This window comes from Bacillus cereus group sp. MYBK195-1 (assembly GCF_051916605.1).
In the GTDB taxonomy this organism is placed as follows: domain Bacteria; phylum Bacillota; class Bacilli; order Bacillales; family Bacillaceae_G; genus Bacillus_A; species Bacillus_A cereus.
Window position 1 is genome coordinate 103,616 of the sequence record NZ_JBQAGZ010000003.1, and the last position, 26,735, is coordinate 130,350.

Consider the following 26,735-nt stretch of genomic DNA (forward strand, 5'->3'; position numbering starts at 1 on the left):
CCGGGCTCATTCTTTTTAACGTTGCATCAATTCTTTTGTGAACATATTAATTTGAACATGTTTAAAAACGAACCATCTTTTGACAATGGTATTAGCGCTTTAGAAAGAACTTTCATAAAAAATGGTACTAATAATCCCTCCAAGTATTACTCCCATAGTAGAACCTAATAACAAAAATCTAATTGTTTAATTAGTAATTCTAATCTACCATTTTTTGCTGTACTATCAACTAAAGAAACAGTAAATGGTTGTTGAAACATATTAGAAAATCGAGCAATTAAAGACATAATATTATATTTAGCAAAAGCCGATGAAACTAAAGCTAATTTCGCTCCAACAAGTTGAACTCCATATCCTAAAACTTCTATAGAAGTCATAAGCATTAAAAATAAAAAGATACAAATTACTTTAAAAGTAATAAACTCCATAATCATACCCCTTAAGTTTCTATAAATACATAACTCAATAATTATATTAAAAATATTCAATATTTTCATTAAAATATAAATCGATTTCTATTTTATAATCAAAAACTATACTCCTTTATTTTGAATGATGGCATCACCTTTTATTAGAATTGTCCCTTGGTTTAGCAAATGTTTTTTTGTAAATAATATATTTGTTAAACCATTAATTAAGGGGGACTAGTATGCCGCAGGATCGAAAAGAAGAAGTGCAAAACGATACATATGAAGGAAAAGAGGTTATGCCAGATAATCCACAATATCTACCGCGTCACGTGCAAATGGAGCTGCCTCCCGAATTTTCTATAAATCCTCTTTTTGCCCGCAAAGGAGAATCAGTCGTTCCGCGCTTTCACATGCCTGATGAAGGCATGTTACCAGAAACAGCGTATCAAATCGTCCATGATGAAATGACTCTTGATGGCAATGCACGCTTGAATCTTGCAACATTCGTTAGTACATGGATGGAACCTACCGCAGAGCACTTATATGCTAAATCATTTGATAAGAACATAATTGATAAGGACGAATATCCACAGACAGCTGAAATTGAGGAGCGGTGTGTCCGCATTTTAGCCAACCTCTGGCATTCCCCCAGCCCCCTTACAACTATGGGCGTTTCAACAACTGGATCATCGGAAGCCTGTATGCTCGGGGGGCTTGCGTTAAAGAGACGCTGGCAAAATGCACGAAAAAGAGAGGGTAAGCCGGTGGATCGGCCTAATATTGTGTTTAGTTCTGCTGTTCAAGTCGTTTGGGAAAAATTTGCGAACTATTGGGAGGTTGAACCACGCTATGTGAAGGTTAGCCCTGAGCATCCCCGATTAGATCCTCAAGGGGTCCTTGCAGCCGTGGATGAAAATACGATTGGTGTGGTACCGATTCTCGGTGAGACTTATACCGGACTTTACGAACCGGTTGCCGCCATTGCAAAAGCGTTGGACGATTTACAGGAGAGGACGGGACTCGACATTCCTATGCATGTAGATGCGGCTTCGGGCGGATTTATAGCACCGTTTCTTCAACCAGATTTAGTCTGGGATTTTCAGTTGCCGAGGGTGAAGTCCATCAATGTATCGGGACATAAATATGGATTAGTCTATCCTGGCTTGGGTTGGATAATTTGGCGGGAAGCTGATGATCTCCCCGATGATTTAATCTTCCGCGTCTCCTATTTAGGCGGAAACATGCCGACTTTTGCCCTGAATTTTTCACGTCCTGGCGCACAAGTGCTCCTACAATATTACAATTACCTGCGTTTGGGGAAAAGTGGGTACTATGATGTCCAAAGGGCTTCTCAGAAGGTCGCTCTTTTTCTTAGCAAGGCAATTCAGGAGATGGAACCGTTCGAACTTTTGTCCGATGGTTCGGATATTCCGGTTTTCGCTTGGCAACTGAAAAAAGGTTACACATTAAACTGGAACCTTTATGATTTATCTCGACAATTGCGTGTGTTCGGCTGGCAAGTACCCGCATATCCATTGCCTCCAGACCTAGAAGCAGTGACGATTATGCGCGTTGTGGTTCGAAACGGGTTTTCTATGGATCTCGCGCATTTATTTTTGAGGAACCTCAAACAGGCCGTTGCCTTTCTGGATTCCTTGGATGGACCTATGCCACATGATACGAAATGTGATAATGGGTTTCATCACTAATTGGGGAGCAGCTCTCGTCGTCGTTAAGTTGAGCTCAACACTCATAACTTTTCGAGCTATCGACTGGGAAGAGGTACAGAAAAGCTGATGGTTTCAACCAAGGGATACATGATGATAGGTGATGAACAAATTGATGCCTGAGGGCTTTACAATATCAAATCATACGCCCAGTTTTCAGAAATCTATTGGCTTTTCTTCTGGTTTCGAAAGACACAATTCAAATCTGTTGAAGAGTTAAAGAAATTTGTAGCTAGTATTTCCTTTTGGGAGGTACCATTACCTGCTTTAGGAGTTACTCCACCATTACATTGGATTTTATCGGATAAATGGGGTGAATCTATTGTATTAGAATCGACAAGGAGTAGTGACTAATAGTCCTGAGTTTAATTGGCATTTACAAAATTTAAGACAATATATAGGTCTTAAATCGCAGCCATGCGAGGGGGATATACCATTAAGTACTTTTGGACAAGGTTCAGGTTCAATGGGACTTAATGGAGATTTCACCCCACCATCAAGGTTTATACGAGCAGCGTATGGTAAATAAAATATTCAGGGTATAGATAACGAAGAAGAGGGTATATCGGTCATTTTTCGTATTTTGTAAAATTGTGAGGTTCCAAAAGGAGGAGTAATAACGGAAGAAGATACATTAGATAATACTATTTATACAAGCGCAACGTGCATGGAGTCTGGTACATATTATTATCATATCTATGATTGTAGATAAATTATTGCCCTTCGATATTAGTAACAGGATAGCTGCTTAACGATAAAAATGAATTTGCCAATTTTCTTGCAAAATGTAACGGATGCTCTACCGATTGGATATGAATATACATAATTAAGGGATTCATGTATAACCAGTGATTATGTAAAGCACTGACAATAATTCCTTGTTGTACAATTGATTTCATAAATGCAGGGATCTCTTCTTGTAGAACCGCGATTTCTCCTAAATTTAATGCATTGCCATTTTGATCCAACGATTCAAAACTTACTCCGACGGGAACTACATAGGCACTTGGTTTTCCTTGAACCAGGACCTTAAAATTGCGGTGAAAAGACACCGAACAACCACCTTGATTTATTTTACTCTTTCCTTTAAGAATTGCAGCAAATTGATCAGAAATGAAATTTAAATTAGACATAAGTTCAATTCCTTTCCCGTGCTAAATTTATCCATTTAGAAATTTAATTTAAAAAATGTAGTTCCTTCTTTTAAAGAAAAGAACTACTTATAAACAACTTTTCTCTAAAATAAACAGGCTGATATGTGTAATTTGTACCCTGTTTATTTTAGAGGAAATATAAATGTTATTTCCCAACAAACATAACTTAATGAATCCTTTCTATATATCATTATAAAAAATTCATAAAGTAGGCAATTGTACATCTTTATTTTATGTAGGTTAGATAAATATGTGTCTTAATAAGTCTGTGCTTTCTTTATGAAATTCTTATTGGTAATTAATACAACAATAAATTTAATATATTTTAATGATTGTATAGGGTAAAACTTAAGTTGTTTTTTCATTTTCTCTTTTACAATTGCTTGTGGTCCTTTGTTAAAATTGTAGTAATATATTGAACTGTATATAAAGATAGATATTTTAAATTTTTCATCCTAAAATAACTTACTATATCTAGCTAAAAATGTTGTTTTTTCAATGAAGAAGTAAATTTTGGGTGTATGGTTTTATTGGTTATATTAAGTGTTTTGTTAATGTTAAACATAACTCTTATTGCACATACATTTTTTTAAATCGAAAAGAAGAATTTATTCGTCTGTCAAATTCTATGTTAACTGGTAAAACAGACTAATTTTAGATGAAAGATTCTATAATAAATCTGGAGAAACAAAAATAATTGAAAACATTTGAGCATGGAGATAAAAAACGCTTAACGAAGGATATTTCAAAAGAGATGGAGCAAAGGATTCAAAAATCAATAAAGCTTGTTCAAAAAAAATATAAGGTGGATGTATTAGCATTAGGAGAAGTATATAAGCGGAATAATTATAAAGAATGGAAGAAAATAAGTAAGAATTGGGATCAAGGTGAAAATTATTTTAGTAATGCTGACATTAATGTTTATGTTCATCTAGTAATTGAACATTCAGGCTCAGCTTTACCGAAGAGAGTGAAATAAGGTGATTTAAGTCGTTAGCGGATTAGAAATACGCTAAACGATATTAATGCTGGTTCTGCATTTTCAATCAGTGCAGACTTATGTACTTTAAACGTGATTAATAAATTATATTTGGCTTATTATGATCCTTTGGTTAGCACTAGTTAGAGTTATAGTAAAAATATTAAGTAGAAACGACTTATTTTTAATAATAAGAGGAAATATGTTACTGAAAAGTAAGGAGACAAATTATTACTTTTCTAAAGAGTAATTAGGTCCGTACAATGATGCATTAAAGTGATTCATAAGGGATTCTGAATGCTAAGAGAGTGAGAATGCATTACAAAAGAAAGGTGCATAGGCGCCTTTCTTTTTTTGAAGGGATTTTTTGTTACGAGTTATTACAAAATTGGGTTCAGGGGGTACTATAAAATTTTAGCTTGATGGCGATGGGGTAGCATCCACGTCTATCAACATCACTACACCTATATTTAATACTGAGTTACGTGCCTTTAATCAAGTGAAAAACAAGACCCATTTTGTAAAAACTGAAACCAACGTTTTCTAAACTGAACTTGAGCCATATCTGCATGAACATGGGCCTCCATTTTTAAAGCTTCTGGTATAGGTCTAGGATGTTGACTTTCTACAATAATTTGATCCTCTTTTAGTACTCTTAAACTAAATTCAGCTAAAATTTGGTCTAGTAAAGGGAAGTACTTTAAAAATGTCCTTCCGGTATATCCCATAATTAATGTCTCTTCTTCATCAATTGGTGTAAACGTAATGTACTGAATAAATGACTCATTCTCCTGTTTGCCACTGTGAAGCATCCACTGATGTGGGAATTTGTATTCAAGGTAAGCATTACCATTTGAGAATATAAACTGATCCAGTGTTCCCTCCAGCTTATAATTGGTTGATTCGGCTTTTGTTTTTCTACCAATCGTTTTTTTATGTACATAAGCAAGATGAGCAATATCCAGCACAGATTCGATTGATCGAGTAAGGTGTGCATTCCAAGTGGCGTGGAAGAAAGAGAGTTTAAAAGGAGTGTTCTCCATTACATGAAAAGTTTTCCATTCAGGTGGAGTTTCCTCACTATTTATGAAAAAATGTCTGTAATCATTCTGTATAAGTACATATTTTTGACTTGTAGTGTATCGTTTGATTAAGTAGTTTAACCATATAAATTTGATAAACAGTAAAGAAGATTTTAATCATAAAAGAAGATTTTTTGTGAATGTTCTTTTTGTATACAGAATGACTAATTATTCATCTTTTGTTATAAAGTTGGAATTTGATTAAAAATAATAAGTTTCATATGTTTTATTACGTTTCTTCGAATTAAATCTATTTGAATTCTATGTTTTTTAAGGGGAATTTTAAATTTATAATAAAATATAATTTCATTTTCTATAAAAGATTTTTTTATAAATGGAATTGAAAGTCAGTTGACAAATATTAAATTCTGGTTTAAATTTTGAAGTAATTCAATAAACTTTGTTAGGTGAGGCTCCTGTATAGAGAAACGCTGCTGCCCAAAAATGTCGAGAGACGCCAATGGGTCAACAGGAACGGTCGGATTAAGGCCCTTCTTAATGTAGCTGGTTATAAAAACCTATGCTATACAGTGCTAAAACTCAACGAGGGAGTGGTATACGATTTGATAGAAAGGCACCTCTGTGATTTCGGCAGAGCTGTCTTAATAATCATTTATTTGTATTGTGAAAAAACCTTTACTCCTTTTTGAGTAAAGGTTTTTCTGTTTAATGTTATTTATTTTTATCTTGTCTATATTCAAAAAGGAGGTAATTCTAACTAATGAATTGATTGCAATGTAACTATTATTGCTCTAATAAAAAATTTAAGACAGATAAAATAAAACAAAACCACTCATGAAACTCTAGAGTCTCCCTTAGCAATATGAGGAGGAGTTAACATGAAGAAATTATTAAAGGAATTACTTATAACCAAAAATAACTTGGATGCAGAGAAAGTTTTACGTCTTCCGTCGTATGATATTGCGCAAGAAGTAAAACAGTTTTCAATTGAAGATCAAGTCATATTACTAAATACGATTCCTGTATTAAAAAGCTCTAAAGTTCTTCAATATATGAGTGCAGAAGAAAAATATAATATCTTAATTCACTTATCTGAAAATAAAGCTAAAAAGTTACTGAATTTACAACCGATTGATGAATTAGTAGATTTACTTCTAGCGGTTCATCCGGAAGAACAGGCCAAATTAATGGCGTATCTAGATAAAATTACAAAACATAACGTAAAAAAATTAATGACTTTCAAACCTGAAACGGCAGGAAGTCTTGTTACAAGTGATTTTGTTGCAGTTAGAGGAAATTGGTCAGTAAAAATGACATTGAAGTACATTAGGGAACATTCTGAAAATGTAGAATCAATATCTTATAGTTATGTTCTTGATAGTCATGGTTATCTTGAGGGAATCGTTTCCATACATGAGTTATTACTAGCAGCAGATGAAGAGATATTATCTACTATCATGATGCCAGAGGTAATTTCAGTACACGCTGAAGTTGACCAGCAAGAAGTTGTAAAAAAGCTACTGAATTATAATTTAGCAGCAATACCTGTCACAACAGCAAATAATAAAATGATTGGTATTATAACATTTGATGACGTAATGAATGTTATGGAAGCAGAAGCTACAGAAGATATTCAAAAGTTAGGCGGAAGTGAACCATTGAATCAATCTTACTTTGAAGCTAGTATTTGGAGCATTTTCCTAAAACGTCTACCATGGTTATTACTTCTTTTTGTTGCTGAGGCATATACAGGTACAGTATTAAAGTATTTTGAAGACGAAATTGAAACTGTAGTTGCCCTTGCTTTCTTTGTTCCATTATTAGTAGGCACTGGAGGGAATACAGGAACACAGGTTGTAGCAACAATTACTCGTGCAATTGGTATTGGAGAGTTAAAATTTAAAGACATTTTCCGTGTAATGAAAAAAGAATTTGCAATTGGTATGCTTCTTGGACTTGCACTTGGGATAGCTGGGCTCATTCGTGCTTATATGTTAGGAGTTGGAGCAGAAGTTGCGCAAGTTGTAGCAATTACTTTATTATTTATTGTTATTTGGGCTTCTCTTGTAGCAGCTGTTTTACCTTTAATTCTAAGAAAATTAAAACTAGATCCTGCAGTTGTTTCAGGTCCATTTATTACAACATTTGTTGACGGAACAGGATTAATAATTTACTTCATGGTTGCAAAAACGTTATTAAATTTATAAATATACACTAAAAAAACGAAATCCGGAATAAGTATGTTGCCTTAATTGCTAAAACATAGTGGGGAATTCAGGCATGAGGAAATCAAACACTTTTGTCTTTAGATAAATAATATTTTAATGGATTTATTGAATGTAATGAATGCTGGAGGATAAAACTATGAAACATCTAAGAAAAATCTTCAAACGAATTTTGCTTCTATTTTCTATTTTAATGATTATTGGCGTAGGAATACTATTTGGTACTAGCTATGGCCGAGAGCTTCGTATAACAATCGCTGGGAGTATATTAACTTCTCAGCATCCACAATATGCGAAATATACATTCCTATCCCAAAAGGAACTAGATAAACTGCAAGATAGAATTAATCATCCAAAATGGTCAAACAGTGATGAGCATATTTATAAAAAAATAGTAGGAAAAAGATTAGAAGAATTAAAAAATCAGCCATTAGAAATTGATGTAGAAACAATTAAAAGTAATAAAGATAGTCGCTTTCTTTTCGAAGGAAAGTTAGTAACAATTAGTAATCCTTTCAATGTTAAACTTGTTAGCCATCAAGGAACACAGGGTGCTAACAGGGGAGAAAAAATTAGTGTAATGGCAAAACGTAATCATGCACTTGTTGCTGTGAATGCAAGTGGATTTGCTGACGAAACAGGAAGGGGTGGAGGAAATGTTGCTACTGGAATTGTGATAGAAAATGGGAAAGCTATTGATACAAATATGGATAGAAATGCCCCTACAATTATTACGGGATTAACAAAGTTTGGTCAAATGATAACAGGAAATTATTCAACCCAACAACTGTTGGATAAACAAGTCGTTTCCGCAGCTGGATTTATGCCACAGTTAATTGTAAATGGAGAAAAAATGATTACAGAAGGAGACGGCGGTTGGGGGTCGGCTCCAAGAAGTATTATGGCCCAAAAAGAAGATGGTACAATTATGTTTCTAGTTATTGACGGTAGACAGACACATAGTATAGGAGCTACGTTGAAAGAGTGTCAAGATATTCTATATGAAAAAGGAGCTATAAATGCAATGGCAATGGATGGAGGTTCTTCTGCTACGCTATATTTAGGAGGAAAGGTTATAAATTCACCGTCTACATTATCCCATGAAGATCGTTATTTACCGAACGCTTGGGTAGTAACAGCAAACCAAAAACAAAAAATAAAGATGACAATTGATGGGAGAAAAATAGATACCAAAACATCAGATGAATTTGATGCGAACATTTCAACGAATTTATGAATTATTAAAAATAGAACAAATACATGATTTTTATCCCGTTAGTCGGAAAATTGAAATTGTTTTTAAAAATTAGAAATTCTTATTTCATATTCATGATTTGCACAATATCAAACGAGAGTGATGAGGATTCCAAATTTACGGAATTCTTATCACTCTTTTTTAGTTTTTTGTAAATATGGAACAATATCATTACTTTCACTGTCTATTAAGCGTTAAAACATTTTTTATTAAATAAATTAAGAAAGGAATCATCATTTTTAACTAAGGGAGAAGATTGAATTGAAAAAATTATGGATGCTGCTTTTCGTTTGTTTTGCGGTTATGTTGGTAGGATGTAATAAAAACGAACCGCCAAAACAAGCATTTGAAGAATATATCAATTTATGGAATGATAGAAAATTTACAAATATGTATGATCATTTATCAGATCATGCAAAAAAATCAATTTCTAAAAAAGAATTCACAGAAAAATATCAAAAAATCTATGAGGGGATTGGAGCTAAGAATTTAAAAGTTAAAATGAAAGGAGAGAATACGAAAGATAAAGAGCTTTTTCTTTTTGAAGTTAAGATGGATACGGATGTAGGATCAGTTTCATTCATCCATGAAGCAAAACTTGTGAAAGATAAAGAGTCTTGGAAAATAGATTGGACACCAGACTTCATTTTTCCAGGAATGAAAAAAGATTACAAAGTACGTATGCAAATAGAGCAAGGAAAACGTGGAGAAATATATGATCGAAATGGAAAAGGGCTTGCAACGAATGGTAAAGCGACTGAGGTTGGAATTATTCCAGAGAAACTAGGCGAAACAGCAGCGCAAACGAAAGAAATAGTAGCACAATTACTTGATATGTCTACAGAAGAGGTTGAACAAAAGCTCACAGCGAAATGGATAAAACCAGACTCCTTTGTACCAATTGGTATTTTAAAAGAAGGAACCAGACAGAATGATTATATTGAATTAGAAGGAGTTTCATCTCGTCCAGTAAATATTCGTACGTATCCATTAGGTGAAGCAGCGGCACACTTAACTGGATATATAGGAAAGGTGAATGCGGAGGAGTTAAAATCACTTCAAAAACAAGGTTATCAAGCAGATGATTTAGTAGGTAAGACCGGTTTAGAGAAAGTGTTAGAAAATAAATTGCGTGGTGAAAAGGGTGGACGCGTATTTATAGAAGATGAGAAGGGGAAAGAGATTAAAAACGTAGCAAAAAAAGAATCAAAAGAGGGAGAAACTGTTACGTTAACAATTGATGCTGCAATTCAAGAAAAAATCTTTAATGAGATGAAAACTGAAGCAGGATCTAGTGCAGCGGTCAATCCTAAAACGGGTGAAACAATCGCACTTGTAAGTAGCCCTGCTTATAATCCAAATATAATAGTTAGAGGAGCATCGAAAGCCCAACGAGAAGTATGGAGTAACGACTCGAAACTACCAATGATGAATCGCTTCACACAAGCATTTGTACCAGGTTCCGTATTTAAAACGATTACAGGTGCAATTGGTTTGGAAACAAACACAATAAATCCAAAGGAAGAATTTAAAATTCAAGGATTAAAGTGGACAAAAGATTCATCTTGGGGAAATTACTATGTAACGCGTGTGAAGGATGCAAGTCCAATTGATTTTGATAAGGCAATGAAGTACTCTGATAATATTTATTTTGCTCAACAAGCTTTGAAAATGGGAAAAGATCAGTATGTAAATGAATTTAAAAAGTACGGATTTCATGAAAAATTACCAATCGAATACGAATTTCCTATTTCAATTATTGCAAAAGATGGGATAAAAAATGATATTCAACTAGCAGACACGGGTTATGGACAAGGACAAGTATTAATGACGCCACTTCATTTAGCATTAACATATGCACCGATTGTGAATGAAGGGAATATTCCGTCGCCACACCTTTTAAAAGAAGCAAAAGTAGCGGGGAATTGGAAAGAAAATGTGATTTCTAAAAAGAATCAAGAGATATTAAAGAGTGCATTAATCAAAGTCATTAATGACCCTGATGGCGCGGGGAGAATTGCAAAGGTTAATGGTGTAACGCTTGCTGGTAAAACCGGTACAGCAGAACTGAAAGAGTCGAAAGAAGCAGAGGGAAAAGAACTGGGATGGTTCGCAGCTTTCGATGCAAATACGCCAGACATGATTGTTACCATGATGATTGAAGATGTAAAAGGAAGAGGAGGAAGTAACGTTCCAGGTGAAAAAGTAAAACATGTATTTCAGAAATAACGCTTAATTATAAGGTGAAATTTTTCACTACATTTATTATATGTTTGCTTCACTCAAAGATATAAATTGGGGGAAATATAGAACAATTAAATTTCAAAAAAGCATTCTTTCTAATCGAGAATGCTTTTTTGCTGTCATTCTAGAAAAGTTGACATTGTTAATGGTAAATAGAAGGGAATAGCAAATTGAAATGGACAAGTAGAGTGTTACGTTAAATTCAAAAAATAGATTATTGTGAGTGGATTTTTATCATTGTATGCTTTAGTTGTTTTTTAGTAGTATTATTCTGCCTGAAAAAAGATAAACAATGGAACAAATGAAACTTGTATCTTGTCTATATATTGAAACCATAATAAAAGTGAGGGCAGTTTTATGTTTATTCAAATAAGTTTGAGGTGTGGAAATGGAACAGACGTTTATTGAAAAGTGTAATCATGATGAGCTGGACTATGTTATAAAAGACTATTGGCAAGATGTATGGAATTATTCATTTATTATTACGAAAGATCCACACTTATCAGATGATATCACACAAGATGTATTTATAAAGGTGTTTAAAAATTGGAATTCATTTCGAAAGGAGTCATCTGTTAAAACGTGGATATTAAAAATCACAAGAAATACGGCAATAAACTATTTGAAATCCTCCTATTTTAAAAGGATATCTTTAATAGGATTTTTTAGTGACGATAAGCAATCCTTGTCAGCAGAACAAGAATTTTTTAAGCAAGAAGAAATGAATGATGTGTGGAAGGTTGTATTAAAACTACCTAAAAAGCACCGTGAAATAATTATATTGGACGCAAAATATGAATTATCTTATGAAGAAATGGCTGAAACATTAGGAGTATCCATTGGAACTGTAAAATCGAGATTAAGTAGAGCGAGAAGTAAGGTTTCAAAATTAATAGGGGAGGGTAGTAGTGATGAACAATAAACAAAATCCTGACTGGTATAGAAAAATAAAAAAAGGGCCAATGGAGAATCGTAAAGATGAAGAAGAATTTATTTCTAAAATAAAGCAGTCTATATATGAAAATAATGAAGTGGATTTTGTAAAACATAAAAGACCATTTCGTAAAAAAGCATTACCTATTGTAGTTGTGTTGGTTTGTACAATGTTATTTTTCATTGTTCAACAACCTTGGCTTGATGATAATAAATCACCGGTACAAAGTAGTACTCAAATTAAGCCTAAAACAAAAGATGAGTCTGCTCAAGATCCATCATTAAAACAATTTATGAATGAACTATATCAAAGTACGAACTCAAAAAATGAAAATGACCTGTACAAAGCGTTAAATGATGAAGTTCTATTTAAAGGGAAGAGTTATAAGAAGGATGAACTGAAGTTTGATGAAGATATTTTTCATGAGTTGCAAGTCGCCCTTACAATGGGAGGAGAGTTTGCAAAAGATACAAAGCAAGTATATAAAGTACCAAGTGGATTGACAGAAAGTAACCAACCAAACCAAGCGCATTTTATATATGCAACTGTTACTGGAAATAAAACGAAAATTTTAGCTGAACCAAAACGAGAATCACAAGTTTTATATGAAGTATCTAATGAAATGGTAAAAGCTTGGATTCCAGAAAAAGTACAGAATAATGGATATATAAAAGTTTCGACAATTAACGGTAATACTGGATATGTACAGAAAGAGTATGTTTTAACTGATATTAAATATTCATTTATGTTCGAAAAGAATAATGAAGGTATATGGAAAATAATAAATATAAATTCTATATGGTAAAAGAGGAAGGTTCATTAAAGTGAACCTTCCTCTTTATTTTTATTTTCTTTTTGAAGAGTATTCCAGTACTCTAAAATTTCTGATGTAACGAGAGCGGCAATGTTTTTTTCTGAATTACTACCAGGGATAACGACAGAAACGGCAATTTGTGGATCTTCCGTAGGAGCATACGCAATGAAAAGAGAGTGATTTATCATTCTTGCTTGCTCATTTGGAAAACCTGTAATACCTGTTTTACCTGCGACGTCAAAGGGCAACTTTTTAATTTCCTCTATATTTTGACTCATCCCACCTTGCACGACACTCCAAAAGTTCATCGGGTAACGATTTGAACTTTCTAAAATGGGTTTAAACTTTTTGGTTTCCTTACCATCTTGACCAATAATCGCACTTACGATTTGAGGTTTATATTTGTCGCCTTTACTTGCCAAAGTTGCTGCATATTGAGCGAGTTGAAGAGGAGTATGCACTTCATTTCCTCCCCAAGAGGCATTTAATAAAGCTGAAATCCCATTTTCAAATTTATTAGATGGATGGAATTCATATTGTCCGTCTTCTTCAAAGGGTAAATCAATCCCAGTTTTAGAACGTAGGCCGAATTGCATTAAATAATCTGTCCATATATGTGCCACTTTTTCTATATTTCCATTATTTTGGTTGAATAAGGGCAGAGCTACTTTTGCTGTCATAAATGTGTTAGATGAATTAATGATAGCCTGCCTCGGTGTAATCTCCCCTGTTGGTGTTCCAGGCGCATTCGTAATGTTATTTTGATTATCATACTGAAAAGTACCTTTATCTAAATAAGTATCTTCGGGTTGGAAAAGCTTTTCGTTTAATCCAATTAAAATAGTGAGTGGTTTTATAGTAGAAGCCATATTTACATAAGATTCACCATACTTTAATTTTTGAATTGCTTTATTTTGCGAAAGAGATTTAATGTTTTCTTTTCTAGAAGATACATGTGTATTTAATATATTTGGATCAAAAACTACCGAGTTGGCCATAGTTAAAATTGCGCCAGTTTTTGCATCGCTCACTATAGCATAACCAGCTTTAGCATCAGGTGTTTTCTTAATTTGAGATCTTAATGCTTCTTCTGCCTTTTGCTGCAACTCAGAGTCTAAAGCTAGCCGCACATCTTTACCTTTTTGTACGTTTTGAATGTTCCATAAGAACTTTTTATTATTCAATTTAAAAATAAGAGTTTTACCTGGTTTTCCTTTTAAATCATTTTCATATTGCAGCTCAATCCCGCTTTTTCCAACAGCCATATGCTTTGAATTAAGGTCATTTTCTACATACCCAATTACTTGTGAACCAATTTCGTGTTTAGGATAATATCGAATCCATTCATCTTTAATTATTACATTATTGGGTTTGTTTTTGTTTATGAATGCAAGTTCATTCTCAGTTATATGAGAGTATAACGGTATATCATTCATAGTCTGCTTTTTACAAGATTGTTGTAATTGAGATTTTATGTTCTCTGTAGAAATATCATGTTGAAACTCGCTTGAAAATTGATTAAAAAAAGCTAATGTGTTTGATGTATCTTGTTTCGATAGCTTTTCATCATTAGAAGTGCAATATAGAGACTTAACTTTCTTATTTGTAGCTAGTATTACACCATTTTGATCAAAAATCTTTCCTCTTTCAGCTGAAGAAGTTGCGATAGTAATTGAAATGAAGTTGATTTTTAATAAAATTAGTAAAATCAAACCTACAATAGAAAGAACCGCAAAAAATCTCCATCTTTTTGTATGTAACATATAACCCTCCCTTATGTAGCCTATTTCATCTTATATTTAATTATTTTTTTTGTAAATGTGGAACAACTTTATTGTTTAGGTTGTCTATTAAGTATTACAGCATGAAGAAAGGAATAATTAGCATGAAAATTTACTAGCAAGTTTATAGGTAAGTTTAATAAGAGTCATTATACAGTTTAGCACTTCTAATGCAAGCGGCAAAAAATAGAGAGAAAACAAGAAGGGAGAGTTATTAATTCCATAGCTAAACGAAAAGGAATAGATGCTTACAAGGAATAAGCAAAAGATTGAGGCGATATTTATAACCGATTATCGGTATCTAATATATAAGGGATGTTTTTAGTATTTGTAGCAATTTCTGAAAGGATTAAATGGAGGATTTATGAAAGAACAAAAAGGCAAGAAGCAGAAGACATATATATCTATTCGATTAAATATAATGTTCCTTTGCATATTTGTACTATTCTCAGCTATTATTATGCAGCTAGGAAAGGTACAAATCGTTGAGGGAGAGGCTTATAAGAACCAAGTGGAAAGTAGTCAAAATGCAATAACTAGTATTCCAGTTCCACGTGGACAAATTTTAGATCGAGAAGGGAAAACAGTTGTTAATAACAAATCTCTTCGCACAATTACGTATACAAGGGTGAAGGGAATTACGAGTGAAGATATTTTAAAAACAGCAAAAGACTTGGCGAAAGTACTTGAAATGCCTGAACAAGATATAAATAAATTAACAGATATCGATAAAAAAGATTTTTGGATGCAGTTGAATTCGAAACGTGCGGAGACAAAGATTACTAAGAAAGATATAGAAAAGTTTAAAGAAAAGGGTATAGAGGGAAAAGAGTTAGATAAAAAAATAGAAGACTTAAGACGAGGTCGGGTTACAGAGGTAGAATTAGCAGAATTAACAGCACAAGATTTAAAGGTGTTAGCTATTAAAAGTAAAATGAGTTCAGGTTATCAACTAACACCACAAATCATTAAAAAAGATGTAACAGATGAAGAGTATGCGCGGATAAGCGAAAATCTTGCGAATTTTCCAGGAGTAGATGCAACTGTTGATTGGGAACGTAATTATGTAAACGGTAATTTATTTCGTTCTGTATTAGGAAATATTACGAGTAGTGAAGAAGGATTACCGAAAGAAAATTTAGATTCTTATTTAGTACGTGGATATAACCGTAATGATCGTGTTGGAAAAAGTTATATTGAACAACGATATGAAGATGTATTACACGGCACAAAAGAAGAAGTAAAAAATATTACTGATAAATCAGGAAACATTGTTAGCACAGAAATAATCTCTAAAGGAAAAAGTGGTAATAGTTTAACATTAACGATTGATATGGAATTACAAAAGAAAGTGGAAGAAAGTATAGAAAAAAACTTGAGAGCTTTTAAGAGTTCAGAGCCACTGCTCGATCGAGCTTTTGTTGTCATGACGAATCCAAATAACGGACAAATTTTATCAATGGCAGGCAAAAAGATTGTAGAAAAAGAAGGGAAAATAGAGGTTGAGGATTTGGCATTAGGAAACATGACAACTTCGTATGAGCTAGGGTCAGCTGTAAAAGGTGCTACTTTATTAACTGGATATGAGACAGGGGCAATACATCCAGGAGATCAATTTTATGACGCGCCGATGAAATTTAAAGGTACACAAGCTAAGAAATCGTGGAATGTATCCGGATTTGGTAATATTAATGATTTACGGGCTTTACAAGTATCTTCGAATGTATACATGTTCCAGACAGCTTTAAAAATTGCGGGAGTCAATTACGTACCAAATGGCTCATTGGATATTAAACAAGGAGCATTTGATACGATGCGCTATTATTTCAAGCAATTTGGTTTAGGTGTCCCAACAGGTATTGATTTACCGAATGAAATAATTGGACAAACGAGAAAAGTAGATAGTCAACCTGGGTTTTTACTAGATTTTTCTATCGGTCAGTATGATACGTATACGCCGTTGCAATTAGCGCAATATATTTCAACGATTGCAAATGGTGGTTATAGAATGCAACCTCAAATTGTACAAGAAATACGAGAACAATCAATAAAAGAAGAGGTTGGCAAAGTTATACGTTCCATAGAGCCTGTCGTATTAAATCGAATTGATATGAAGAAAGAACATATTGATCGGATAAAAGAAGGGTTTAGATGGGTATTCCAAGAAGGTGATGGAACTGGCGTGAAATATTTCAAAAACGCGCCATATAAACCAGCAGGAAAGACAGGAACAGCCCAAACTGTATATGGTGGAGATGACCCGATTGGTAGAAATGCAAAAGGAGAACGTATGGAATGTTATAACTTAACGTTAGTTGGATATGCTCCATATGATAATCCAGAAGTAGCATTTTCCGTAGTAGTTCCATGGCTTCATGATGATAAAAATGGAATTAATTCTATAATTGGAAAGGAAGTATTAGATGTATACTTTGATTTAAAACAGCAACGTATACATGGTGAATCTACTAGTACAGGTGGTTCCAAGCAAAATTAGAATACTTTTCTCAGGGAAGAGAACCTGTTTATATAAAGCCATTTATAAGTAAAAAAATGAAATGTGAAATAAGAGATAGTGGCGATCATAGCTACTATCTCTTATTTTGTTAATAATTCTCATACTAGCTATAAATTTTTTCAGTTTATGGAACAAATTTGGTTCGGTGATTGTCTATTATGTGTACGTATAAAAAGGTGCTAAAAATTTGGAAGGAATGATGATTTTGAAAAATAAGAGGATGCTAAAAATAGGAATATGCGTTGGTATATTAGGTTTAAGTATTACAAGCCTAGAAGCTTTTACAGGAGAGTCACTGCAAGTTGAAGCGAAAGAAAAGACTGAACAAGTGAAACATAAAAATCAGGCAACGCATAAAGAGTTCTCTCAACTTGAGAAAAAATTTGATGCTCGATTAGGTGTATATGCGATTGATACTGGTACAAATCAAACAATCTCTTATCGACCTAACGAAAGATTTGCCTTCGCATCAACATACAAGGCTTTAGCCGCGGGAGTATTACTACAGCAAAACTCAATTGATTCATTAAATGAAGTAATCACATATACGAAAGAAGACTTAGTGGATTATTCACCTGTTACAGAGAAACATGTAGATACTGGAATGAAACTAGGAGAAATTGCAGAGGCAGCTGTTCGTTCAAGTGATAATACTGCAGGGAACATTTTATTTAATAAAATAGGAGGACCGAAAGGATATGAAAAAGCGCTTAGGCATATGGGGGATCGGATTACTATGTCTGATCGCTTTGAAACAGAATTAAACGAAGCTATTCCAGGAGACATTCGTGACACTAGTACAGCGAAAGCTATTGCTACGAATCTTAAAGCTTTTACGGTCGGAAATGCACTTCCAGCTGAAAAACGTAAAATTCTTACAGAGTGGATGAAAGGAAATGCTACAGGGGACAAACTTATTCGTGCAGGCGTACCAACTGACTGGGTAGTTGGAGATAAATCAGGTGCTGGTAGTTACGGGACAAGAAATGATATTGCTGTCGTTTGGCCTCCAAATAGAGCACCAATTATCATCGCAATTTTATCTAGTAAAGATGAGAAAGAGGCAATCTATGATAATCAACTCATTGCAGAGGCAACTAAAGTTATAGTTAAGGCTCTTAGGTAATAGTATTTTAGTTTTCGCATTTTTAACATGAAAGTATTAAAAGTATAAAGTTAGAAAACGACTCTTTTCTTGTGATAAGAGTCGTTTTTGTATTCTTATTATTAAAAAGGTAGAAGTAAAAATATAACGAATATATATGACATATCTCATACGAAATTTCATGTACTGCATTATTTTATTAATTTAAATAAATTTCAAGAAAGTATAATATAATTCAGTTAGCATATAGAAGTGTTTGATGAGAATGTAAAGGAGAAAATATGAAAAAGAAAATTAATAGAATTGTAATGATTATTTGTATATTAGTAGGTTTTACAATCTTTTTATATTTACAGAACAATTTAATAAGTATAACTGAGGTTAAAATAACCTCTAGTAAAATACCATCCTCTTTTAAAGGGTATAAAATTCTACAAATTTCAGACTTACACAATAAAAAATTTGGCGATAATCAAGATGTGTTAATTCAAAAAATAAAAAGTATAGACCCAGATATTATTGCGATTACGGGTGATTTAATTGACAGTAAATCATACGATGCAGAAGTGAGTATGCAATTAATACAAGAAATGGTAAAGAAGTATCCTGTATATTTTGTGACAGGAAACCATGAACAATGGTCTGGAAAGTATAACAGTTTAGAAAAAGAGTTGAAGAAATATGGTGTCAATGTTTTAAGGAATGAACATGTAGGCATTCGAAAGGGTGAGCAAGAAATAAACTTGCTAGGTATTGATGATCCAGAGTTTGTTACTGGAAACCGTGATGAAGGAAATATTATAATAGATGAAATTAAAAAAGCAAAAATTGAAATGCAGCCAGATAGATATAATGTATTATTATCCCATAGGCCTGAATTTATAAAGGAATATACGAATGAGAGGTTGGATTTGGTTTTATCGGGACATGCTCATGGAGGGCAAGTTAGATTGCCATTTATCGGTGGATTAGTTGCTCCAAATCAAGGTGTTTTACCTAAATATACAGCAGGTTTATATGTAGAACAAAATACATCAATGGTAGTGAGTAGAGGATTAGGAAATAGTATCATTCCGCAAAGAATTTTGAATAGGCCAGAGATTGTAGTCGTGCAGTTAAATTAAGCTGTACGATTTTTTTTATGCAAAAGTGAGTAAAGAGATTTTATGTATTTTGCAGGAGTTAACATTACAATTTTGTTAAAAATTTTCTACGTTACATAAAGTAACAAAATTTGACCCTGATTGTTTGTTATAGTGTAAATAATCAAAAAACTTAAAATTTGTCGAGTGAAAATTGTGATAAGTAATTCATGTAAAAAACTTAAAGGGGTGTACACATGCATAAAGAATATGAAATTGAAGAATACACGGCGATTGAGGAACAAATACATTATTATTGTAAATGTTTATTAGTAAGTCATCCTGATCAAATAATAAAGTATTTAGAAAAAAGGTTAGAAAAATATGCAGAAACATTACAATATGCACATTTATATCCTGACACAGTTATTTTACCGTTACAGCAATTAGTTATTGAATATTCTTTAGATGTTGCTAGAATTCGGAAGTATATGAATTTAAAAACGTAAAGTGAAATTTATAGTTTAAATGAAACAGAGTCGATTTTAGGAAATGAAATTCTAATGTCGACTCTGTTTCATTGTTTAATATCGTTGATTGAACATACATACTAATCAATGAAGTTTGACATATAATTAAGCAAGGGTAAAATAAAAGTGAGTACTCACTCATTTTATTGAAAAAGGAGGATGAAACGTGCAACAACCTTCAATTATTTTACGGACTGTATCAAAAAGTTTTGGAAAAAAAGAAGTGTTACACAATCTTTCATTGCAAGTTGAAAAAGCAGAAATTTTTGGTTTTGTTGGACCTTCTGGATCGGGGAAAACAACGCTCATTAAAATGATTGCAGGTATTAATGAGGCAACGAAAGGTGAAGTGCTTGTTAATAATACTAATATGCCTAATTTAAATGAAATGAAAAGAATTGGTTATATGGCCCAGGCGGATGCATTATACGAAGAATTGTCAGCATATGAAAATGCAGATTTTATAGCAACGATGTATGGACTAAAGGGAAAACGTAAAAAGATAAGAATTGCAGAGGTTTTTGAACTTGTACAATTGTCACAGTATATGAAAAAGCAAGTACAACAATTTTCAGGTGGAATGAAAAAACGCTTATCATTAGCAATAGCGCTCCTTCACGAACCAGAAATATTAATTTTAGATGAGCCTACAGTGGGGATAGATCCGCTTCTTAGAAAAACGATTTGGGAAAAATTTTATGATCTTAAAAAGAAAGGCACAACGATTATTGTAACGACGCACATTATGGATGAAGCTGAATTTTGTGAGCGTCTAGGGTTAATTAGAGAAGGGAAACTAGTTGCGGTTGGAACAACTGAAGAATTGAAAAAACGCGTGTCATCTGGACGGATTGAAGATGTCTTTTTGCTAGAAGAGGTGGTGCCATCATGAGAGTTACTGGTGTAATTATACGTATTATTCGTCAATTTTTTCGAGATAAGCGTTCGTTAGCAATGATGTTTGGAGCACCGATGTTATTACTTTGGCTTTTGTCACTAGTGTTTACACAGAAAGACTATGTACCGCAAATTGCTGTTGTTGATATGCCCGCTCAAATAGTAAAAATGATGAAAAATCAAGAAGCGTCAATTTATGAATACAGTAAAGAAAAGGCGATTTCTGAGTTGGAAAAACAAAAGGTAGATGCAGTACTTCGTATAGAGAATGGAAAAATGAAACTTCTGTTGGAAGGTAGTGATTCGTCAAAAAATCGTGCTGTACTTCAAGTATTGCAAAAAAGTACAGAGAAGAATGATGTATCGATTATGAAACCTGAAGTAAATTATTTACATGGCTCTAAAGACTTTACGATGTTTGATGGGCTTGGTCCTGTATTAATTGGTTTCTTTACATTTTTCTTTGTATTTATATTATCAGGTGTATCTTTCGTAAGAGAACGTTTAAGTGGTACGCTAGAAAGGTTATTATCCACCCCAGTAAGAAGATGGGAAATAGTCGCAGGTTATATTATTGGTTTTGGAATCTTTGCCTTTATACAATCCATTATTATCGTAAGCTTTTCCGTTTATATTTTAGATTTATACGTAGCTGGCTCCATATGGCTAACGCTACTTATTACATGTATGCTCTCTTTAACTGCACTAACATTAGGTACGTTTTTATCGGCATACGCAAATAATGAATTTCAAATGATTCAATTTATACCGCTTGTTATTGTGCCACAAATCTTCTTTTCTGGATTGTTTCCAATGGAATCTATGAATAAGTGGCTACAAATGTTAGGGAAAGTATTTCCACTCACATACGGCGCTGACGCAATGAGACAAGTGATGATTCGGAATCAAGGGTTTACAGAGATTGCATTAGATCTTACTGTATTATTACTTTTTTCACTATTATTTGCAGTAGGAAATGTATTTGCTTTAAAGAAACATCGCAAAATATAATAATGACAAAAAGGAGCTTTATAAATGCAGAAGGATTGGCTGGAGGAATTAATAGCTGCAACTAATACGGATAAACGAAATGAACGTCAAATGCGAATATTAGAGGCGGCTGTTGATATGTTTGGAGAAAAAGGATACGCTTCAACTTCAACAAGTGAAATTGCAAAGCGTGCTGGTGTAGCGGAAGGAACCATCTTCCGCTACTATAAGACGAAAAAAGATTTATTGTTAGCAGTCGTCATGCCAACATTAACAAAGTTTGCTGCACCATTTTTCGTACAAACCTTCGCAAAGGAAATATTTAAATCGGAGTATGAATCATACGAAGGGTTTCTAAGAGTTGTGATTTATAATAGATTTGAATTTGCAAAAAAGCATTTTCCAATGATAAAAATATTAATTCAAGAAGTGCCATTTCAGCCAGAACTAAAAAATGAAATACAACATTTAGTAGAAACAGAGTTATTTTCACATTTTAAAAAGTTGATTGTAAAGTTTCAAGAAGACGGGGAAATTATTGAAATGCCGCCATCTTCAGTATTAAGACTTACTTTATCAGCTGTATTAGGTTTATTATTAACAAGATTTTTATTATTACCTGAAGAAAAATGGGATGATGATTTGGAAATTGAAAATACGATTCAATTTATACTGTACGGATTAACGCCACGAAATTAATCGTCGAAGTATGAATTACATATGTTACATTTAAGCAAAATAATAAATCGCCTTTAAAAAGGCGATTTATATTTGTTATATTTTTGATAAATAAGTACTTGTTTACGAAAAACATTCTAGATTAACGTACTTCTTTGTCTCTTCTTCTAAGACCTAATAATCCTGCTAGTCCTAATAAACCGAGCCAAGCCCAATTATTATTTCTATCACGATTATCATTTAAATCATTTGTCGTATTTACATTTCGAGTTCTCACATCATTATTAACTCTGTCTAAATTATTGTCATTAACTCGAGTTGAAATATCAGTGTTATTAACTCTATTCATATGATTTCCATCGTATTCAGCTTGGGCAGATGTACCTAAAAACATAATAGATAGTGCTAAAACACTTAAAATAGATGATAATTTTTTCTTCATAAATTTCCCCTCCTTTCTTACGTATTACATTCTCCAACTCTTTTGTGCATTATTCATTTGTGATAGTATCAAACCATGATTTTAAAGCGAACATCTTTACGTCGTAGAGCTAAATAACTGTTAAAATGGCATTGAATATGTGCATTAAAATATTAAATAAAACAAACTTTGATTACGATACTAAACTTAGTACAATTTATATAGTACGGACTAGTACAAAGGAGGTAATGAAATGCGACAATTTGCAAAACCAACAATTGTTGTGAGTAAATGTTTAGAATTTGATGCTTGTCGTTATAATGGAGAGATGATTCCAGATGTAACAATACGAAATTTGCAGCCATTTGTTACATTTATACCTGTTTGTCCAGAAGTGGAGATTGGATTGGGAACTCCTCGTGAAACGATACGAATTGTAGAAGAAAATGGTGAGAACAGACTTGTGCAACCGTCGACACGAGAAGATGTAACTGAAAAAATGGAGCAGTTTTCAAATGACTTTTTACAAACGATATCGGATGTGGATGGTTTTATTTTAAAGAATCGTTCGCCAAGTTGTGGTACGCGTGATGTGAAAATTTATTCTGGTTTTGAAAAAGCGCCAGCAAAGGGAAAAGGATCGGGCTTATTTGGCCGAGCAGTAGTAAAAAATTTTTCGCATCTTCCTATTGAAGAGGAAGGCAGATTGTCGAATTTTATTATTAGAGAGCATTTCTTTACAAGACTATTTACAATCGCATATTACAAAATGATTAAACATAATAAAAATATGAAAGACCTTGTATCGTTTCAGTCGGACAATAAATATTTATTTATGGCATATAATCAAGTGAAACAAAAGGAATTAGGGCGTATAATTGCAAATCACAAAAATGAAAAGATTGAAGTTGTATTTGAAAACTATGAGAAGACTTTATATGAATTATTTATGCGTACACCCCGCTATACATCGAATGTAAATGTATGTGAACATATTTTTGGATATTTTAAAACAAAATTGAAAAAACAAGAAAAAGATCATTTTTTAGATCTGATACAAAAATATAAAGAAAAGAAAAGCCCGCTTAGTAGTATACTTGCAATTTTAAAATCATGGGCTCTTCGATTTGATGAAAAGTATTTATTACGACAAACATATTTCGAACCATACCCTGAAGCTTTAGTAGAGATTTCAGATTCGGGTAAAGGTAGAGATTATTAAACAATAAATTACATATTTCGACAAGAAAACTCCTATGTTGTTGTAGAACAATGTAGGAATTTTTTTGTGCATTAGTACAGAATCTGTTTTAAAATTAAGTTATGACAGAATTGTAGCAATTGTCTAACTAATATTCTTGTCTTTTAAGTTGTTATGTTTGTAGTAGAAACTCGCACGCTGTCGAAACTCAATATTCGATAAGGGGTGTGTAGCGGAATGGAATTTACTCTAACTCGCGAAAAACAAATGATTAAAGAAATGGTACGTGACTTTGCTGAAAAGGAAATCGCACCGAAAGCTGTATATTATGACAAAACTGCAGAGTTTCCATATGAAACATTTCAAAAAATGGGCGAACTAGGATTATTAGGCATCCCATTCCCAGAAGAGTATGGAGGTTCAGGTGGCGATACTGTATCGTATGCGTTAGCAGTTGAAGAAATTGGTCGCGCTTGTGGTGGCACTGGTTTAAGCTATGCTGCAACAATTTCATTAGGTGCTTCTCCAATTTATTATTTCGGTACAGAAGAACAAAAACAAAAGTATTTAGTTCCAATGGCGTCAGGTAAAACATTAGGTGCCTTCGGATTAACGGAGCCGAATGCTGGATCAGATGCAGGTGGTACTCAAACGAAAGCGGTACTAGATGGCGATGAGTATGTAATCAGTGGTGAGAAGTGTTGGATTACAAACGCAGAGTATGCAAATACCATTATTGTAACCGCTGTCAACGGTGTTGAAGAGAATGGTAGAAAACGCATTTCAGCATTTATCGTACCTACTACTAGTGAAGGATTAACGATTTCTAGTCCTTACGATAAAATGGGCGTTCGCGCTTCTAATACTTGTGAAATCGTACTTGATGGTGTTCGTGTACCGAAAGAAAATATTCTTGGTGATGTAAATAAAGGTTTTAAACAATTTTTATATACACTTGATGGAGGACGTATTTCAATCGCAGCATTGGCAGTTGGTATTGCGCAATCAGCCTTTGAACGTGCATTGCAATATGCGAAAGAACGTCAACAATTTGGAAAGTCAATCTCTAATTTCCAAGCGATTCAATTTAAATTAGCTGATATGGCGACTGAAGTAGAGCTAGCACGCAATTTAGTACATAAAGCAGCTTGGTTAAAAGATAACGATAAACCTTTCGGTAAAGAAGCGGCAATGGCAAAACTATTTGCATCGGAAGCGGCAAGCCGTATTGCGAATCAAGCAGTACAGATTCATGGTGGATATGGCTATATGCGTGAATATGAAGTTGAACGACATATTCGTGATGCGAAACTATTAGAAATTGGTGAAGGAACTTCTGAAATTCAACGTCTCGTAATTGCTAGACATTTAGGATGTAGATAAAAGGGAGGAATCACTATGTTTCAAAAAATATTAATTGCGAATCGCGGGGAAATCGCTGTTCGTATTATGAAAACTTGTCAAAAACTTGGCATTCGCACTGTTGCTATTTATTCTGAAGCAGATGAAAATGCCCTTCATGTGAAAATGGCAAATGAAGCTTACTTAGTAGGTGGACCGCGTGTCCAAGAAAGCTATTTAAACCTTGAAAAAATTATTGAAATAGCTAAGAAGACAAATGCAGAAGCAATTCATCCGGGTTATGGTTTATTATCAGAGAATCCGTCTTTTCCGGTTCGCTGCAAAGAAGAAGGAATCGTATTTATCGGTCCTTCAGAAGAAATCATTACGAAGATGGGAAGTAAAATCGAATCACGTATCGCAATGCAAGCAGCAGATGTCCCAGTAGTCCCAGGTATTACTACAAATATTGAAACTGCTGAAGAAGCAATTGAAATTGCAAAACAAATTGGTTATCCATTAATGCTTAAGGCATCCGCAGGCGGCGGAGGCATTGGTATGCAGTTGATGGAAACTGAGCAAACGCTCACCAAAGCGTTTGAAAGTAATAAAACGAGAGCGCAAAACTTCTTCGGTAACGGAGAAATGTATTTAGAGCGATATATAGCAGACGCGCATCATATTGAAATTCAGCTTTTAGCAGATACACATGGTAACACAGTGTATTTATGGGAGCGTGAATGTTCGGTACAGCGCCGAAATCAAAAAGTAATCGAAGAAGCACCTTCACCATTTTTAGATGAAGGTACACGAAAGGCGATGGGAGAAGTTGCTGTACAAGCTGCCAAAGCACTTGGTTATACAAATGCAGGTACAGTTGAGTTTCTTGTAGATGATCAGAAGAACTTCTATTTCTTAGAGATGAATACGAGATTACAAGTAGAGCATCCAGTGACAGAAGAAATTACGGGATTAGACCTTGTAGAACAACAACTTCTGATTGCAAGTGGAGAGAAACTATCATTTACTCAGGATGATGTAAAACGTAGTGGTCATGCCATTGAAGCTCGTATTTATGCAGAGGATCCGAAAACATTCTTCCCGTCACCTGGGAAAATTACAGATTTAACATTACCGTCAAATGTACGGATTGATCACTTCTTAGAAAATCATGTAACGATTACACCTTTCTATGATCCAATGATTGCGAAAGTCATTGCACATGGCGAGACTCGTGAAGAAGCAATTTCAAAATTACATGATGCTCTAGAGGAATTAAAAGTAGAAGGTATTAAAACGAACACACCAATGCTACTGCAAGTTTTGGAAGACGAAGTGTTCAAAGAGGGTATTTATACAACAGGCTTTGTAACGAAACAACTCGTTAAAAAATAAGATTTAACAAT

General features: G+C 33.6%; 20 protein-coding genes, 4 pseudogenes and 1 riboswitch. Of the genes and pseudogenes, 19 read left to right on the forward strand and 5 right to left on the reverse strand.

What is annotated here, in order from left to right:
• Nucleotides 1-164: 164 nt before the first annotated feature.
• Nucleotides 165-434 carry a lipid II flippase family protein gene (locus ACTFRY_RS16315; RefSeq protein ID WP_350369190.1) on the reverse strand — a complete coding sequence of 90 codons (270 nt, stop codon included), beginning with the start codon at nt 432-434 and terminating at the stop codon, nt 165-167.
• 215 nt (nt 435-649) lie between these two features.
• Here ACTFRY_RS16315 and ACTFRY_RS16320 point away from each other — a divergent pair, with 215 nt between their 5' ends.
• Nucleotides 650-2,119, forward strand: a complete 1,470-nt coding sequence (locus ACTFRY_RS16320) for a glutamate decarboxylase (protein WP_001135433.1) — start codon at nt 650-652, stop codon at nt 2,117-2,119.
• A 210-nt stretch (nt 2,120-2,329) separates the two neighbouring features.
• A pseudogene (locus ACTFRY_RS16325) lies at nt 2,330-2,846 on the forward strand (linear amide C-N hydrolase); the annotation flags it as partial.
• A 4-nt stretch (nt 2,847-2,850) separates the two neighbouring features.
• Here ACTFRY_RS16325 and ACTFRY_RS16330 read toward each other — a convergent pair.
• A complete protein-coding gene (locus ACTFRY_RS16330; protein WP_000067577.1) occupies nt 2,851-3,270 on the reverse strand; it encodes a DUF1259 domain-containing protein in 420 nt (139 codons plus the stop codon).
• Between the two features lie 739 nt (nt 3,271-4,009).
• Between ACTFRY_RS16330 and ACTFRY_RS16335 the strand changes: the two are divergent.
• Together ACTFRY_RS16335 and ACTFRY_RS16340 are read left to right on the forward strand one after the other, a co-directional pair.
• A pseudogene (locus tag ACTFRY_RS16335) lies at nt 4,010-4,270 on the forward strand (Ger(x)C family spore germination C-terminal domain-containing protein); the annotation flags it as partial.
• Between the two features lie 181 nt (nt 4,271-4,451).
• Nucleotides 4,452-4,520 (forward strand): annotated as a pseudogene (locus tag ACTFRY_RS16340) (HXXEE domain-containing protein); the annotation flags it as partial.
• A 241-nt stretch (nt 4,521-4,761) separates the two neighbouring features.
• Here the strand turns inward: ACTFRY_RS16340 and ACTFRY_RS16345 are convergent.
• Nucleotides 4,762-5,355, reverse strand: a pseudogene (locus ACTFRY_RS16345) (aromatic ring-hydroxylating oxygenase subunit alpha); the annotation flags it as partial.
• A 389-nt stretch (nt 5,356-5,744) separates the two neighbouring features.
• Nucleotides 5,745-5,910, forward strand: a riboswitch (M-box (ykoK) riboswitch).
• Between the two features lie 281 nt (nt 5,911-6,191).
• Between ACTFRY_RS16345 and mgtE the strand changes: the two are divergent.
• The 5 genes from mgtE to ACTFRY_RS16370 all read left to right on the forward strand — a co-directional run bounded on the left by mgtE (nt 6,192) and on the right by ACTFRY_RS16370 (nt 12,776).
• The gene (gene mgtE, locus ACTFRY_RS16350) at nt 6,192-7,520 is read left to right on the forward strand and encodes a magnesium transporter (RefSeq protein WP_000734820.1); all 1,329 of its coding nucleotides are present in this window, start codon (nt 6,192-6,194) and stop codon (nt 7,518-7,520) included.
• Between the two features lie 157 nt (nt 7,521-7,677).
• A complete protein-coding gene (locus ACTFRY_RS16355; RefSeq protein WP_000681825.1) occupies nt 7,678-8,775 on the forward strand; it encodes a phosphodiester glycosidase family protein in 1,098 nt (365 codons plus the stop codon).
• A gap of 279 nt (nt 8,776-9,054) precedes the next feature.
• Entirely contained in the window at nt 9,055-11,022 is a 1,968-nt protein-coding gene (locus ACTFRY_RS16360; RefSeq protein ID WP_086392432.1) for a penicillin-binding transpeptidase domain-containing protein, read from the forward strand.
• A gap of 403 nt (nt 11,023-11,425) precedes the next feature.
• Complete coding sequence (locus ACTFRY_RS16365) at nt 11,426-11,959, forward strand: RNA polymerase sigma factor (protein ID WP_136986349.1); 534 nt, start codon at nt 11,426-11,428, stop codon at nt 11,957-11,959.
• Complete coding sequence (locus ACTFRY_RS16370) at nt 11,949-12,776, forward strand: SH3 domain-containing protein (protein WP_098616555.1); 828 nt, start codon at nt 11,949-11,951, stop codon at nt 12,774-12,776. The genes ACTFRY_RS16365 and ACTFRY_RS16370 overlap by 11 nt, the downstream gene beginning before the upstream one ends.
• 14 nt (nt 12,777-12,790) lie before the next feature.
• Here ACTFRY_RS16370 and ACTFRY_RS16375 read toward each other — a convergent pair whose 3' ends face one another.
• Entirely contained in the window at nt 12,791-14,548 is a 1,758-nt protein-coding gene (locus ACTFRY_RS16375) for a peptidoglycan D,D-transpeptidase FtsI family protein (protein ID WP_086392435.1), read from the reverse strand.
• Nucleotides 14,549-14,930: 382 nt separating this feature from the next.
• On the opposite strand from ACTFRY_RS16375, the gene ACTFRY_RS16380 reads away from it, so the two are divergent.
• The 7 genes from ACTFRY_RS16380 to ACTFRY_RS16410 all read left to right on the forward strand — a co-directional run bounded on the left by ACTFRY_RS16380 (nt 14,931) and on the right by ACTFRY_RS16410 (nt 22,387).
• On the forward strand, nt 14,931-17,063 hold the full coding sequence (locus tag ACTFRY_RS16380) for a peptidoglycan D,D-transpeptidase FtsI family protein (protein WP_086392436.1): 2,133 nt from the start codon (nt 14,931-14,933) through the stop codon (nt 17,061-17,063).
• A 220-nt stretch (nt 17,064-17,283) separates the two neighbouring features.
• Entirely contained in the window at nt 17,284-18,210 is a 927-nt protein-coding gene (bla, locus tag ACTFRY_RS16385) for a class A beta-lactamase Bla1 (RefSeq protein WP_136986633.1), read from the forward strand.
• A gap of 260 nt (nt 18,211-18,470) precedes the next feature.
• Nucleotides 18,471-19,313 carry a metallophosphoesterase gene (locus ACTFRY_RS16390; RefSeq protein WP_086392438.1) on the forward strand — a complete coding sequence of 281 codons (843 nt, stop codon included), beginning with the start codon at nt 18,471-18,473 and terminating at the stop codon, nt 19,311-19,313.
• Nucleotides 19,314-19,528: 215 nt separating this feature from the next.
• A complete protein-coding gene (locus ACTFRY_RS16395; protein WP_000548621.1) occupies nt 19,529-19,780 on the forward strand; it encodes a hypothetical protein in 252 nt (83 codons plus the stop codon).
• A 187-nt stretch (nt 19,781-19,967) separates the two neighbouring features.
• Nucleotides 19,968-20,693, forward strand: a complete 726-nt coding sequence (locus ACTFRY_RS16400; RefSeq protein ID WP_001187066.1) for an ABC transporter ATP-binding protein — start codon at nt 19,968-19,970, stop codon at nt 20,691-20,693.
• Entirely contained in the window at nt 20,690-21,709 is a 1,020-nt protein-coding gene (locus ACTFRY_RS16405) for an ABC transporter permease (protein WP_098616557.1), read from the forward strand. The genes ACTFRY_RS16400 and ACTFRY_RS16405 overlap by 4 nt, the downstream gene beginning before the upstream one ends.
• A gap of 24 nt (nt 21,710-21,733) precedes the next feature.
• Complete coding sequence (locus ACTFRY_RS16410) at nt 21,734-22,387, forward strand: TetR/AcrR family transcriptional regulator (RefSeq protein ID WP_001168186.1); 654 nt, start codon at nt 21,734-21,736, stop codon at nt 22,385-22,387.
• 121 nt (nt 22,388-22,508) lie between these two features.
• On the opposite strand, the gene ACTFRY_RS16415 is transcribed toward ACTFRY_RS16410, so the two are convergent.
• On the reverse strand, nt 22,509-22,808 hold the full coding sequence (locus ACTFRY_RS16415) for a WGxxGxxG family protein (protein WP_000728148.1): 300 nt from the start codon (nt 22,806-22,808) through the stop codon (nt 22,509-22,511).
• Nucleotides 22,809-23,040: 232 nt separating this feature from the next.
• Here ACTFRY_RS16415 and ACTFRY_RS16420 point away from each other — a divergent pair, with 232 nt between their 5' ends.
• From ACTFRY_RS16420 to ACTFRY_RS16430, 3 genes are all read left to right on the forward strand, one after another.
• Nucleotides 23,041-24,009, forward strand: coding sequence for a YbgA family protein (locus ACTFRY_RS16420; protein WP_098616558.1), 969 nt, complete (start codon nt 23,041-23,043; stop codon nt 24,007-24,009).
• 216 nt (nt 24,010-24,225) lie between these two features.
• Nucleotides 24,226-25,371 carry an acyl-CoA dehydrogenase gene (locus ACTFRY_RS16425; RefSeq protein WP_000397282.1) on the forward strand — a complete coding sequence of 382 codons (1,146 nt, stop codon included), beginning with the start codon at nt 24,226-24,228 and terminating at the stop codon, nt 25,369-25,371.
• A 15-nt stretch (nt 25,372-25,386) separates the two neighbouring features.
• Nucleotides 25,387-26,724: an acetyl-CoA carboxylase biotin carboxylase subunit gene (locus ACTFRY_RS16430; protein WP_000486742.1), complete on the forward strand. Its 1,338-nt coding sequence runs from the start codon at nt 25,387-25,389 to the stop codon at nt 26,722-26,724.
• The last annotated feature ends 11 nt before the right edge of the window (nt 26,725-26,735 follow it).

Bases quoted from the DNA above. Each gene is read 5' to 3' on its own strand.
- ACTFRY_RS16315 (WP_350369190.1), bottom strand. From the start codon at position 434: ATGATTATGGAGTTTATTACTTTTAAAGTAATTTGTATCTTTTTATTT.
- ACTFRY_RS16320 (WP_001135433.1), top strand. From the start codon at position 650: ATGCCGCAGGATCGAAAAGAAGAAGTGCAAAACGATACATATGAAGGA.
- ACTFRY_RS16330 (WP_000067577.1), bottom strand. From the start codon at position 3,270: ATGTCTAATTTAAATTTCATTTCTGATCAATTTGCTGCAATTCTTAAA.
- mgtE (WP_000734820.1), top strand. From the start codon at position 6,192: ATGAAGAAATTATTAAAGGAATTACTTATAACCAAAAATAACTTGGAT.
- ACTFRY_RS16355 (WP_000681825.1), top strand. From the start codon at position 7,678: ATGAAACATCTAAGAAAAATCTTCAAACGAATTTTGCTTCTATTTTCT.
- ACTFRY_RS16365 (WP_136986349.1), top strand. From the start codon at position 11,426: ATGGAACAGACGTTTATTGAAAAGTGTAATCATGATGAGCTGGACTAT.
- ACTFRY_RS16370 (WP_098616555.1), top strand. From the start codon at position 11,949: ATGAACAATAAACAAAATCCTGACTGGTATAGAAAAATAAAAAAAGGG.
- ACTFRY_RS16375 (WP_086392435.1), bottom strand. From the start codon at position 14,548: ATGTTACATACAAAAAGATGGAGATTTTTTGCGGTTCTTTCTATTGTA.
- ACTFRY_RS16380 (WP_086392436.1), top strand. From the start codon at position 14,931: ATGAAAGAACAAAAAGGCAAGAAGCAGAAGACATATATATCTATTCGA.
- bla (WP_136986633.1), top strand. From the start codon at position 17,284: ATGATTTTGAAAAATAAGAGGATGCTAAAAATAGGAATATGCGTTGGT.
- ACTFRY_RS16390 (WP_086392438.1), top strand. From the start codon at position 18,471: ATGAAAAAGAAAATTAATAGAATTGTAATGATTATTTGTATATTAGTA.
- ACTFRY_RS16395 (WP_000548621.1), top strand. From the start codon at position 19,529: ATGCATAAAGAATATGAAATTGAAGAATACACGGCGATTGAGGAACAA.
- ACTFRY_RS16405 (WP_098616557.1), top strand. From the start codon at position 20,690: ATGAGAGTTACTGGTGTAATTATACGTATTATTCGTCAATTTTTTCGA.
- ACTFRY_RS16410 (WP_001168186.1), top strand. From the start codon at position 21,734: ATGCAGAAGGATTGGCTGGAGGAATTAATAGCTGCAACTAATACGGAT.
- ACTFRY_RS16415 (WP_000728148.1), bottom strand. From the start codon at position 22,808: ATGAAGAAAAAATTATCATCTATTTTAAGTGTTTTAGCACTATCTATT.
- ACTFRY_RS16420 (WP_098616558.1), top strand. From the start codon at position 23,041: ATGCGACAATTTGCAAAACCAACAATTGTTGTGAGTAAATGTTTAGAA.
- ACTFRY_RS16425 (WP_000397282.1), top strand. From the start codon at position 24,226: ATGGAATTTACTCTAACTCGCGAAAAACAAATGATTAAAGAAATGGTA.
- ACTFRY_RS16430 (WP_000486742.1), top strand. From the start codon at position 25,387: ATGTTTCAAAAAATATTAATTGCGAATCGCGGGGAAATCGCTGTTCGT.